This is a genomic window from Massilia sp. TS11, from assembly GCF_022012445.1.
GTDB lineage: Bacteria > Pseudomonadota > Gammaproteobacteria > Burkholderiales > Burkholderiaceae_D > Telluria.
Genome location: NZ_JAKLTS010000005.1, coordinates 16,578 through 28,621, shown reverse-complemented (window position 1 = coordinate 28,621; position 12,044 = coordinate 16,578). Strand labels below are relative to the sequence as shown.

The window sequence follows — 12,044 nt, the reverse complement described above, 5'->3', positions numbered from 1 at the left end:
TGGTTGTTGGTGGTGGAGCCGAGCGGGTCGCGCGCGGCCACTGCATTGTATGCCAAGGCGCGCGCGCTGCCAGTCCTTACAGCAGCTGGTCGACCAGCTCGGGCGGGCGGCACAGGCGCGTGCCCTTGGGCGTGACGACGAAGGGGCGGTTCAGCAGCACCGGATGGGCGGCGATCGCATCGAGCAGCTGGGCGTCGCTGGCGTCGGCCAGACCGAGCTCGCTGTACACGGCTTCCTTGCTGCGCATCGCCTCGCGCACGCTCAGGCCGGCCGCCCCGATCAGGGCCGCGATCTGGGCGCGCGACGGCGGATTGGCCAGGTAGTCGATGATCTCGGGTTCGATGCCGGCCGCGCGCAGCCGTTCGAGCGCGCCGCGCGAATTGGAGCAGCGGTTGTTGTGGTAGATGGTGGCCTTCATGCTCGCCTCGGACAAAAAATCGAAGGATAGCAGCTTGGCGCCGCGCTTGTGGGGTCTCGCCGGCGCCGATAAAATGCGTACAGACGACAGACCCGGCGGCTATGCAACGCCGGGCGCGAGAGGAGATGGTATGACCGACACCCGGCTGCAACCGGAACAACTGCCCCGCTGGGGACAGCGCGCCGCCCTGCGTATTCTGAATGCCTTTGGCTGGAATATGCGTTTCAAACCCCTGCCCGGCCCGCACGGTGTGGCCATCGTCTATCCACACACGTCGAACTGGGACTTCTTCGTCGGCCTGCTCGGCAAGTGGGCGCTCGGCCTGCCCTTCCGCTGGCTCGGCAAGGACAGCCTGTTCAAAGGGCCGATCGGCAGCCTGCTCGGCCCCTTCATGCGCGCCTGGGGCGGCATGCCGGTCGAGCGCCATGCCTCGACCGGGGCGATCGAACGCCTGGCCGCCCAGATCAAGGCCGAACCCTGGTGCTGGCTGGCGCTGGCGCCGGAGGGCACGCGCTCCTATAAGCCTTATCTGCGCAGCGGCTTCTATCACATCGCGGTGGCGGCCAAGGTGCCGCTGCTGGTGGTCTACCTCGATTACAAGCGCAAGGAACTCGGCGTGGTCGACTGCCTGGAGCTCAGTGGCGACCCGCAGCGCGACCTGGCCGCGATCGCCGCCGTGTACGCGGACCGTCCGGGCCTGCACCCGGAACTGGCGGCGCCGATTCAGTTCAAGGACAGCTGAGCGGGACCGATCTGCGGCACCGTCAGCGGCAGCCACAGCTCGAAGCAGGTGGCGCCGGGCGCGCTGAACACGCCGATATGCCCGCCCATCACATTGTTCACGAGGTTGTGGACGATGTGCAGGCCAAGGCCGCCCGAGCCCTGGCCCATGCGGGTGGTGAAGAAGGGATCGAACACCTTCTCGACGTGCTCGGGCGCGATGCCGCGCCCGTCATCGCAAAAGCGCATGCGTACCTGCTCGCCCTCGAGCGAGGCGGAGACACGGATGCAGCCCGCGTCGTGCGGGCCGTAGCCATGCTGGAGCGCGTTGCTGACGATCTGGTTATACACCTGGCAGAGCGGCCCCGGATAGTTATCGAGCATCAGACCATCGGGGATATCGAGCTCCAGCCGCACGCTGCGCTCGCGCAGCAGCGGCGCGATCGTGATGCTCATGTCGCGCGCCAGCTGGCCCAGGTCGAAGCGGCGCCGCTCGGCGCTGGCCTGATCGGCCGCCACCTGCTTGAAACTGGTGACAATCGCGGCGCTCTTGTCCAGATTGCGCATCAGCAGATCGGCGGCGACGCTGGTCTCGGCCACGAACTGCGCCAGCTCCGACTTGCGCACGCCTTGCTCGATCCGCTCGCCAAAGCTGCGCGCGTGCCCGGCCAGCGTGGAGGCGGTCAGCACGCAATTGCCGATCGGGGTATTCAGTTCATGCGCCACGCCGTTGACCAGGGCGCCCAGCGCGGCCAGGCGCTCGGCACGCAGCACTTCGTCGCGCGCGGTGCGCAGCTTGTCCAGCGTGGCACTGAGTTCGCCGTTGGTGCGCGCCAGCGCGGCCTGGGTGCGCGCCAGTGTGATGTGCACGTGGGCGCGCGCCAGCACTTCTTCCGCCTGGTAGGGCTTGCCGATGAAATCGACCGCGCCGGCGGCAAAGCCGCGCACCTTGTCGTCGGTGTCGTGCTGGGCCGAGAGGAAGATCACCGGAATCGGCGCCAGCCGCGGATTGGTCTTCAGGCGGCGGCAGACTTCATAGCCGTCGATGCCGGGCATGCGGATATCGAGCAGGATCAGCTCGGGCGGACGCGACTGGGCCGACCACAGGGCCAGCTCGCCGTCGGGCGCCTGGCGCACCGCATAGCCCTCGGCCTTGAGCAGATCGGTCAGCAGCTTGAGCGAGGCCGGCGTGTCCTCCACCACCAGCACTTCGCCGCTGTTCTGCACATCCTGCTTCATGCGCTCACCTCGCAGGCGTCGATCAGCGCGCACAGGCGCGGATACTGGTGCCGGCCCAGCATCTGGGCGATGGCCTCGGCCAGCGCCGGATTGGCCGCGGCCACGCTCGCCTGCAGCCGCTCGACTTCTTCCATGTCCAGGTCCTGCAGCGCCGCGCGCAGACCGCGCCGCAGTTCCGGCGCCAGCGCGGCCAGTTCGGCTTCGGTCGGCTCGCGCGGCGGCGCCGGCGGCGGCACCGGCTCTTCGCGCCGCGCGCGCCGTTCGAACTGCAGGCCAAGCTGCTGTTCGAGCACGCGGCACAATTTGTCGTATTCGATCGGCTTGCGCAGGAAGTCGTCAGCGCCGGCGGCCAGCGCCTGGGTGCGTTCGTCTTCGAAGGCGGAAGCCGTCAGCACCACCACCTTGGGCTGGCGTGGCAGCTGGCGCGCGCGCAGGCGGCGCGTGACGGTCAGGCCGTCCATGCCGGGCATGCGCCAGTCCATGATCACCAGATCGGGCACATGCCGTTCGAGCGCGGCCAGCGCGGCCACGCCGTCGCCGACTTCATCGACCACGAAGCCCAGCGGCTGCAGCAGCCCGGCCAGCAGTGCGCGGCCGTCGGCGTTGTCGTCGACGATCAGGATATGCTTGCCGCGCTGCTCGGCCGGCAGCGACACCGCTTCATTCGGCGCCTGCACCGGCAGGGCCTCCGCAATCGCGGCCTCCACGCTGAAGCGGAATTCGGAGCCTTTGCCAAGCTCGGACTCGACTTCCAGATTCCCGCCCATCAGGCGCACGAATTCACGCGAGATGGTCAGCCCCAGGCCGGTGCCATCGCGCTTGCTGTTGTTCTCGCCCTGGATGAAGGGCTCGAAGACGCGCGCCTGGTCGGCCGGGCTGATGCCGATGCCGGTGTCCTTGACGGCGAAGGCCAGACGCACGCGCTCCGGCCCGGCCGGGCTGGCCCAGGCGCGCAGGGTGACGCTGCCCTGGTCGACGAATTTCACCGCATTGCTCATCAGGTTGAGCAGCACCTGGCGCAGCTTGGCGCCATCGAGGCGCACGGCCGGCGGCAGGTCGCGCGTATCGAGTTCGAGGCGCAGCTGGCCCTGGCGCGCGCGGGCGCTGTTCATGTCCATCACTTCGCGCAGCAGGCCTTTGAGGTCGATCGCCTCTTCCTGCAGCGTGACGCGGCCGGCCTCGATCTTCGACAACTCGAGAATGTCATTGATCAGGGTGAGCAGATGCTGGCCAGAGCGGTGGATGATGCTCAGATTGCGCTTCTCCTCGTCCGACATGGTGGCCGAATTGGCCATCAGGCGCGAGAAGCCGATCACGGAGTTCAGCGGCGTGCGCAGCTCGTGGCTCATGGTGGCCAGGAACACGCTCTTGGCGTGATTCGCGGCCTTGGCCTCGGCCACGGCCACCGACAGCGCCGCCGTGCGCTCCGCGACCAGTTCTTCCAGGTGGTTACGGTGGCGCATCAGCTCCTGCTGGGCGAGCTTGGTGTCGGTCACGTCGTAGCTGACGCCGATCATGCGCAGCGGCCGGCCGCCCGGATCGCGCACGGTCATGGCGTCGGCCTTCAGATGGCGGATCGCGCCGTTCGGCCACAGGATGCGGAATTCGGCCTGGAACTCGCGCTCGCCACGCAGGGCCGCCAGCACCGCTTCGTTGGTGGCGCTCAGGTCCTCGGGCAGGATGCAGCGGGTCCAGCTTTCGAACTGGCCGTCGAACTGGGCGGGCGTCAGCTGGTATTGGCGGTACATCTCGCCATCCCAGACCAGCACATTGGTCAGCACATTCCAGTCCCAGATGCCGATATTGGCGGCGCGCGTCGCGATCGACAGCCGCTCCTCGCTGGTGCGCAGGGCCAGGTAGCGCTGGTCGAGCAGGCCCACCATCTCGGTCACGGCATCGCGCAGCACCAGCAGCTCGCCGGCGAAATAGGTGTCCTGGCCGGCCATGTGGCCGACTTCACCGCCATCCTTCACGGCGGCCGCGTAGTGGCCCAGGTCCTTCAGCGGACGCAGAATCAGCAGCCAGATCAGGCCATACAGGGCCGCCACCAGGGCCGCGTCCAGCAGCAGAATCACGCCGCCCAGCGCAAAGCGGCGCTGGCGCAGGTCTTCTTCGAGCAGGCGGTGGGTCGCATACACACTGACGGTGCCGATGGTCTGCTCGGCGATCTTGATCGGCCGCACCGCCACCAGCAGCTCGGGATCGTTCGGGCCATGATCGACCACCTGCAGGCTGCCGTCGGCCGCGCGGGTCACGGCGAAGGTGCGGCGGTTGGCGGTGGCGGCCACCACGGCGGCTTCCAGATCAGGGTCGTTCAGGCTGGAGCGCATCACGGCCAGCACCTGGCTGTCGTCGAAATTCCAGGTCGGCAGGGCCAGCGACAAGGCCATCTGGTCGGCCGCCGCCACCAGGTCGTGATGCAAAGCCTCCTCGCGCTGGCTGCGCTCGCCGCTATACGACATGAACGCAAACACCAGCAGGATCAGAGTGACCACGGTGGTGAGCGCAGCGCTGGCGATCAGGGCGATCGACAGTTGGCTGGTGCGCTGGAGCAGGCGCTTAAGCATCGGGGTGTCGCCTCAATCGCTCAGGCCAGGCTCCTGCGCAGACGCGGCGCGGCGCTGGTCAGGCGGGGAGCCGCTGGCGCGCCGCTCAGGGCAGTGCGCTGGTCGACGCGGAATACGGACACCGCCTCGGCCAGGCGCGCGGCCTGCTCCTGCATGGCCATGGCCGCCGCGGCGGCCTCCTCGACCAGGGCGGCATTCTGCTGGGTGACCGTGTCCATCTCGGTGACGGCGTGGTTGATCTGTTCGATCCCGGCCGACTGCTCGACCGAGGCATGCATGATTTCGGCCATGATGTCGGTGACGCGCTTGACGCTGCCCACCACCTCCTGGATGGTGACGCCGGCCTCGTTCACCAGCCGGCTGCCCGCATTGACCTGGGCCACCGAGTCGTTGATCAGGGTCTTGATCTCCTTGGCGGCGGCGGCGCTGCGCTGGGCCAGATTGCGCACTTCGCTTGCCACCACGGCGAAACCGCGCCCCTGCTCGCCCGCGCGCGCCGCTTCCACGGCGGCGTTCAGGGCCAGAATATTGGTCTGGAAGGCGATCCCGTCGATCACGCCGATGATATCGACGATCTTGGTCGAGGCGGCGCTGATGCTGCCCATCGTATCGACCACCTGCATCACCACCGCGCCGCCCTTGGTGGCGACGTCGCTGGCGGCCGTGGCCAGGGTATTGGCCTGGCGCGCATTCTCGGTATTGGCCTGCACGGTGCCGGTCAGTTCCTCCATCGAGCTGGCCGTTTCTTCCAGCGTGGAGGCCTGGGTCTCCGTGCGCGCCGACAGGTCGGCATTGCCGCTGGCGATCTGCTGCGAGGCCACGCTGATGGTGTCGGTGCCGCTGCGTACCTGGGCCACGATCCGGGCCAGGCTCTCCGTCATCGTTTTCAGGGCCTGCACCAGCTGGCCCATCTCGTCACGCGAATCGACCTCGATCTGCTGCGTGAGGTCGCCGGCGGCCACTGCTTCGGCCAACTGCACCGCGTGCTGCAGCGGCAGCATGATCGCGCGCAGCAGCCAGACCGCCATGCCGGCGGCCACCAGCAGCCCCGCCACGATGGCCAGCACGGCGATCAGGCGGAAGCGTTCATAGGTCTGCTCGGCGCGCTCGTATTCGGCTTTGCCGACCTCCAGCTGCAGGCGGCTCAGACGCTCCATCACCGCCAGCGAGGCCGTCACGGCCGGGTCGAAGCGCTCGTGCAGCACGGCCTGGGCGCTGGCCCCATCGCTGCCTTTGAGCGCGGCCAGCAGCGGCTGCATGCCCTGCTCGCGCGCCAGGCGCCGCGCCGCGTCGTATTCCTTGGCCAGCTTCTGTTCGTCGGCGGTGAGGAAGGTCGCCATGTACTCGCCCCAGCGCTTGTCGGCGCGGGCCAGGGCCTGGTCGGCGGCCTGGATTTCCGCCTCGCGCGCGCTGCCTTCCTGGTCCACCGCCTTGCCCAGGGCGACCTGCACATTCAGCATCGCCACATTGACATCGGCCAGCTGGCCGAGCGCCACCAGGCGGTCTTCGTACACAGTTTTGAACGCGTCGTTCGCCCGGCTCAGGCTATACAGGCCGCCGCTACCAGTGGCCAGCAGCAGCGCCGCCAGTACGCTCATGGCCCCGATCAGGCGTCCTTTGATCGACAAGTCTTTTAGCATGCTTTTACCCTCCGTCCCCTCAACAGCACTCTAGGTCCTGGCGCGAGCGCTGGCACTTGTCCTTTGGTGCAATACAGACGTTCAGGCGGCCTTTTTCAGCACCCCGAGCTGCATCCCCATCTGCACCAGTTCCGCCACCGAGCGCGCGCCCAGCTTCTCCATCACCGCCTGGCGCTGGGCCTTGACGGTGCGCTCGGTGTTCCCGAGTTCGAACGCGATCTGCTTGTTCAGCAGGCCCTGGATCACCAGTTCGAACACCTCGCGCTCGCGCCCGGACAGGGTGCCGAAGCGGCGCTGCAGCTCCAGCAGATGGTGGTTGCTGGCGGCGGCCTCGCGGTAGCGCGCCAGCGCCCGTTCGAGCGCGGCCAGCAGGTCTTCGGAGGCGACCGGCTTGGCCAGAAAATCCTCGGCGCCGGCCTTGATCGCCTTGACGCTCATGGCGATATTGCCGTTCCCGGTCAGGAAAACGATGGGCAGGATGGAGCCGGTGCGCGCCAGATGCTCCTGCAGCTGCAGGCCAGTCAGGCCCGGCATGTCCACGTCCAGCAGGATGCAGCCGGCCGCGTCGTCCGGCACGCGCTCGAGGAAAGCGCTGGCCGATTCATACGCCACCACCTGGTAGCCGTGCGCGCTCAACAGGCGCGTCAGGGCGGTACGCAGGGCTTGGTCATCGTCGACGATATGGATCTGGGCAGCGCTCACACGGTCTCCTCTTCATACAGGGGCAGGCGGAAGGCCACCAGGGCCCCACTGCCGGGATTCTCGGCCCAGATCCGGCCGCCGTGGGCGGCGATGATCGAGGCGCAGATCGGCAAACCCAGGCCCATGCCCTGGGGTTTGGTGGTGAAAAACGATTCGAATACACGGCCCAGGTCGGGGAAGCCGGGGCCGCTGTCACGCACCCGCACTTCGGCTTCGCCGGCCGGACCGGGCAGGCACTCGAGACTGACCAGACGCGCACCGCTGCCGGCCGCGCCCAGCGCCTCGATCGCATTCAGCACCAGATTAACCAGCACCTGCTGCAGCTGGATGCGGTCGCCGGCCACCAGCAGCGGCGCGGCCGACGGGCGGGTTTCAAGGCGCACCTGACGCATGCGCGCCTCGCTGCCCAGCAGGGTGGCCACGGTGTCGAGCAGCGCGTTCAGGTCGATCGCCTCGGTCCGCGGGTCGGACTTGCGCAGCAGCTCGCGCATACGCAGGATCAGGTCGCGCGCGCGCAAGTCGTCGCGCCGGATGTCGGCCAGAATCTCGGCGACTTCGCCCAGGGCCGGCGGGGCCTGGCGCAGCAGCAGTTCGGCCGCTTCGGCATTCGACAGGATGGCCGCCAGCGGCTGGTTCAATTCGTGGATCAGGGCCGCCGAATACACCGAGGCGCTGGCATTGCGGTTCATGTGGGCGATTTCGGCCAGACGCTGGGCCGATTCGCGCTCGGCGATATCGCGCAGCTCGCGTTCGGCCATCAGCGACACCTTGGTCTGGGCCAGTTCGCTGGCCTTGGCTTCGACCAGCTGGGCCAGATTCTCGTTCTGGTAGGCCAGGCGCTGCTGCAGGCGGCGGATCTTCAGATGCGTCTTGACGCGCGCATTGACCTCTTCAAACTGGTAGGGCTTGGAGATGTAATCGACCCCGCCCGCTTCGAAGCCCTTGACCTTGTCGTCGGTGTCGGTGGAGGCCGACAGGAAGATGACCGGCACCTCCCCCAGGCCGGGAATGGCCTTCAGGCGGCGGCAGACTTCGAAACCATCCATGCCCGGCATGCGGATGTCGAGCAGGACCAGATCGGGCGGATGCGCGCCCGCGGTCCACAGCGCCAGTTCGCCGTTCGGCGCCTGACGCACGCGGTGGCCGGCCGTGGCGAGCAGGCCCGCCAACAGCTTCAGCGAAGACGGTGTGTCTTCGACCACCAAGACTTCTCCCTGCGCTTCCAGGTCTGGCCAATCCGTGCGCACGTCGATCCTCTCCCGTTGTGGCCGGGTGGTCCCGGCTTAGAATTTGACGCCGAGCGACCAGGCCAGCCAGTCGCGGTCGACCAAGGCATTGTAATGTCCACCCCAGATGGGCGCCAGTACCAGCTCGCCCGTGTAGCGGCCATGCCACTGCGCCCGCAGCGCCAGCTGGGCGCTCTGGCGGCCGGCGTTGAGTTGATTATCGTAAGACCAGCCGTGCAGATCGCGCGCGTAAGTGACACTCGGTTGCAGCACAAGGCCCGCCGCCAGGCCGCTCACGCGCGTATCCACGCGCACCCGCATGCCAAGCGCATCGGCGCTGACAAACCCATCGAGACTGCACTGCAGTGCTGGCAGCGCGCTGCTGACGCTGCAGCTACCATTCACCGGCCCGGGGTTGAATACGTCTGCGCGGCCATAGCGGCGCAGCGCCGCCGGCGGCAGATGGTGCACGTGCTTCCAGACCGCGTCGAATGCCGTCCCCCAGCGCAGGCCCACCCCCTGCCACTGCCACTGCGCGCCGGCCTGCAGCTGGCTGACCGGCTTGCGGTCGTAGCCGTGGTACAGGCCACCGGGCGGCAGTGCATCCACCTCGCGCCGCAGCAGGGCCGCCGCGCTGGCATTGACGAAGGGCGTCAGCAGGTCGGTCGCCGTTTGCTGAAGCGGCTGATTGGGACGCCAGGCCAGTTCGGCGCTCCAGCGCACCCCGTCGATCGGCTGCTGCCAGCGCAGGGCCAGCATGCGCACCGCGTCCGGGTATTCCACAAAGTAGCTGACGTTGCGCCCGTCCGGGTCAGCGCTGATGAACGGCAGGCCGGCGCGGGTACTCTTCTTCAGGCCCGGGTGGGCGTGGCGCGCGGTGAACTGGGCGCCATACAGGCCCCACTCGCCCTCGCCTTCCAGGCGCTGGCGCCAGGCGAGGCCGAATTCGCCCGCGCCGGGGCGATACGGCGAGGCGATGCGTTTCAGGTAGGCGCCCGCGCCCAGACGCTGCGCATCCGGCCCGTTCGGCTGGCCGACCACGACCCGGTTGCAGCCCTCGGCGCTGAAGTCATTGATGGCGAAGAAGGTGCCGCAGCCGTCGGCCGCATTGGCGCGAAAGCGGGTCTGGACAAAGGCTTCGAGCCGTCCTGCCGCCAGCGGCAGGTGCAGCACCAACTGCGGCGCAGGCACGCGCCACTGTGGCGCGCTACTGCCGGCACGGTGCAGGGCCGGCAAATCGGCCGCGTCCAGTACGGCCAGACCGCCGGGAAAAGCGGCGCCTTCGCCCCAGCCCAGGCTCTGCTGGCCGAGACGCAGTTCGCCGCCGCCCAGCGGCACAGCGACCCAGGCGTCCCCCAGCAGCAGGCCGGAAAAACGCGATAGTGGCGCAAACCCGACATCCGACAGCGGCAAGCCTGGCTGATAGCCGTTCGGGCTATTCCCCCACGGCCGCGCGGCGTGCCGCAGCGTGTCGTCGTACCAGGCCAGCACGCGCACCAGGGCATGCCAGCCGCGTCCGCGCAGACCTGCATCGAGGTAGCCGTGGAGCGCGCCCGAGAGCGCATCGTGAGGGCCGAAATTGAGCTGGCCATCGTCCATGTTCTGGCCGCTGCCGGCGCTGCCGGGGAGGCCGAGCGCAGCCGCATTGACCGTCTGTAGCAGCTGCGGCGCGCGCGCCTGCATCCGGTACACCGCCCCCAGCGCAAACCGGCCGCTGAAGTCCACGTCGACGTCCGCGCGCGCCAGCGGCGACAGCAGACACAGGCCGAGCCAGCCGGCGTCACGCCAGTTCCCCATGGGGTCTCCCGCTTCTTGTTTTGTTGGTGACGAAACTGATGCTAGCGACGCTGCCGGACAGCGTCAATGCGCATTGGCGAGGGCGCCCAGTTCCGTGCTGGCCATGGCCGTGGAGAGGAAAATCCGCCCGTGCAGCTGGGCCAGCAGACGGCTGCCGCGCAGCCGGTCCATCACCGGTCCCTTGACCTCGGCGAAGTGCAGGCCGATGCCGCGCGCCTTGAGGGCGGCATTCAGTTCCTCCAGCGCGAACAGGGCCGAGGTGTCGATTCCGTTCACGGCCGACAGCACCAGCACCAGGTGCCGCGTGGCCGGATGCCGCTCGAGCTCCTGCTCGATGCGGTTGGTGACGGCGCCGGTATTGGCGAAGAACAGATCGGCATCGACCCGCAGCAGCAGCACGCCGGGCTGGGTCTCGACGGCGAAGCGCTGGACATTGCGGAAGTGCTCGGTGCCGGCGACGCGCCCCAGCACGGCGATGTGCGGGCGGCTCTCGCGCCAGATCAGGGTGGCCATGGACAGGGCCACGCCGATCAGCACCCCGCTTTGCACGCCCAGCAGCAGCACACCGCCGAAGGTGGCCAGCAGGGCCAGGGCATCGGCGCGGTCGTAGCGCCAGGCGGCGGCCAGGGTGCCCCACTCCAGCATATTGGCAACCGCCACCAGAATCGTGGCGGCCAGCACCGGCAAGGGCATCAGGGCCAGCCAGCCGGTCGGCGCGTACAGGGCCAGGCCGAGCAGCAGCACCGCCACCAGCGACGCCAGCTGCGAGTGGGCGCCGGCAGCCGCATTCACGGCCGAACGCGACAAGCCGCCGGTGACCGGAAAGCCGCCCGCCAGCGCACTGCCGATATTGGCCGCGCCCAGGCCAAGCAGCTCGCGGTCCGGCAGCAGGGTCTCGCGGCGGCGTATCGCCAGCGCCTGGGCCGAGGACATCGACACCACAAACACGATGAAGGCAATCAGGGCGGCCGGCTGCAGCAGCGCATGCCAATGCGCGGGCGAGGTCGCCAGATTCAAGGCCGGCAGACCGCGCGGCACTTCGCCCGCCAGGGCCACGCCGCGCCCCGCGAACACGCCGGCCAGGTCGGCCGCGATCGACAGCAGCAGCACCAGCATCGGCGCAAGGCGCGCACCGATATCGGCCGCTTTGGCGCCCAGACCCAGCGCGCGCAGGCCTGCGGCGCCCCAGCGGCGCGCGGCCAGCAGCAGGGCCACGGCGCAGGCGGCCAGCAGCAGACTCGGAAGATGGGGAGCGAATACGGCGCCGCCGCAGGCCACCTGCAGCTGGCCCCAGATAATCAGCAGCACCGCGCCATTGGTAAAGCCGCTCATCACCGGGCGCGAGAAAAACTGCGAGAGGAAACCCAGGCGCAGCAGGCCGCACACCAGCAGGCAGACGCCCACCAGCAGGGCCAGTTGGGCCGACAGGACCAGATACAGGCCGGAGCCGGGCGCCGCCAGCGGCGCCAGCGCAGCCCCGGTCATCAGCGAAATCACCGCCATCGGCCCGACCGACTGGGTGGAACTGGTGCCGATCAGCGCATACACGGCGCACGGCACCAGGCTGGCGTACAGGCCGGTGGCCGGCGGCAGGCCGACCAGCAGCGCATAGGCCATCCCCTGCGGGATCATCATCATGGCGACCACGGCGCCGGCGATCAGATCGCCCGCCAGGTGCTCCCGCCGGTAATGAAAAAGCCAGTGCCTCATGCGCGCCTTGGATGGGAAAGGCGCC

The 12,044-nt window shown here is 68.7% G+C and carries 9 protein-coding genes; 1 reads left to right on the top strand and 8 read right to left on the bottom strand.

Annotated features, from left to right (window positions below; translation table 11 throughout):
* Positions 1 to 76: 76 nt before the first annotated feature.
* On the bottom strand, positions 77 to 418 hold the full coding sequence (gene arsC, locus LZ005_RS09040) for an arsenate reductase (glutaredoxin) (protein WP_237806870.1): 342 nt from the start codon (positions 416 to 418) through the stop codon (positions 77 to 79).
* 130 nt (positions 419 to 548) lie between these two features.
* Between arsC and LZ005_RS09035 the strand changes: the two genes are divergently transcribed.
* Positions 549 to 1,160, top strand: coding sequence for a 1-acyl-sn-glycerol-3-phosphate acyltransferase (locus LZ005_RS09035; RefSeq protein ID WP_237806868.1), 612 nt, complete (start codon positions 549 to 551; stop codon positions 1,158 to 1,160).
* On the opposite strand, the gene LZ005_RS09030 is transcribed toward LZ005_RS09035, so the two are convergent.
* From LZ005_RS09030 to LZ005_RS08995, 7 genes are all read right to left on the bottom strand, one after another.
* Entirely contained in the window at positions 1,142 to 2,377 is a 1,236-nt protein-coding gene (locus LZ005_RS09030) for a sensor histidine kinase (RefSeq protein WP_237806866.1), read from the bottom strand. The genes LZ005_RS09035 and LZ005_RS09030 overlap by 19 nt on opposite strands.
* Positions 2,374 to 4,944: a response regulator gene (locus LZ005_RS09025; RefSeq protein WP_237806864.1), complete on the bottom strand. Its 2,571-nt coding sequence runs from the start codon at positions 4,942 to 4,944 to the stop codon at positions 2,374 to 2,376. The genes LZ005_RS09030 and LZ005_RS09025 overlap by 4 nt, the downstream gene beginning before the upstream one ends.
* 20 nt (positions 4,945 to 4,964) lie before the next feature.
* The gene (locus tag LZ005_RS21775; protein WP_307727788.1) at positions 4,965 to 6,584 is read right to left on the bottom strand and encodes a methyl-accepting chemotaxis protein; all 1,620 of its coding nucleotides are present in this window, start codon (positions 6,582 to 6,584) and stop codon (positions 4,965 to 4,967) included.
* An 81-nt stretch (positions 6,585 to 6,665) separates the two neighbouring features.
* On the bottom strand, positions 6,666 to 7,286 hold the full coding sequence (locus LZ005_RS21880; protein WP_237806862.1) for a response regulator: 621 nt from the start codon (positions 7,284 to 7,286) through the stop codon (positions 6,666 to 6,668).
* Complete coding sequence (locus tag LZ005_RS09005; protein ID WP_237806860.1) at positions 7,283 to 8,488, bottom strand: response regulator; 1,206 nt, start codon at positions 8,486 to 8,488, stop codon at positions 7,283 to 7,285. The genes LZ005_RS21880 and LZ005_RS09005 overlap by 4 nt, the downstream gene beginning before the upstream one ends.
* 81 nt (positions 8,489 to 8,569) lie before the next feature.
* Positions 8,570 to 10,309 (bottom strand): DUF1302 domain-containing protein, encoded by a 1,740-nt coding sequence (locus tag LZ005_RS09000; RefSeq protein WP_237806858.1) that lies wholly within the window; start codon positions 10,307 to 10,309, stop codon positions 8,570 to 8,572.
* A 63-nt stretch (positions 10,310 to 10,372) separates the two neighbouring features.
* A complete protein-coding gene (locus LZ005_RS08995) occupies positions 10,373 to 12,019 on the bottom strand; it encodes a SulP family inorganic anion transporter (protein WP_237806856.1) in 1,647 nt (548 codons plus the stop codon).
* Positions 12,020 to 12,044 lie beyond the last annotated feature (25 nt).

Bases quoted from the DNA above. Each gene is read 5' to 3' on its own strand.
- arsC (WP_237806870.1), bottom strand. From the start codon at position 418: ATGAAGGCCACCATCTACCACAACAACCGCTGCTCCAATTCGCGCGGC.
- LZ005_RS09035 (WP_237806868.1), top strand. From the start codon at position 549: ATGACCGACACCCGGCTGCAACCGGAACAACTGCCCCGCTGGGGACAG.
- LZ005_RS09030 (WP_237806866.1), bottom strand. From the start codon at position 2,377: ATGAAGCAGGATGTGCAGAACAGCGGCGAAGTGCTGGTGGTGGAGGAC.
- LZ005_RS09025 (WP_237806864.1), bottom strand. From the start codon at position 4,944: ATGCTTAAGCGCCTGCTCCAGCGCACCAGCCAACTGTCGATCGCCCTG.
- LZ005_RS21775 (WP_307727788.1), bottom strand. From the start codon at position 6,584: ATGCTAAAAGACTTGTCGATCAAAGGACGCCTGATCGGGGCCATGAGC.
- LZ005_RS09000 (WP_237806858.1), bottom strand. From the start codon at position 10,309: ATGGGGAACTGGCGTGACGCCGGCTGGCTCGGCCTGTGTCTGCTGTCG.
- LZ005_RS08995 (WP_237806856.1), bottom strand. From the start codon at position 12,019: ATGAGGCACTGGCTTTTTCATTACCGGCGGGAGCACCTGGCGGGCGAT.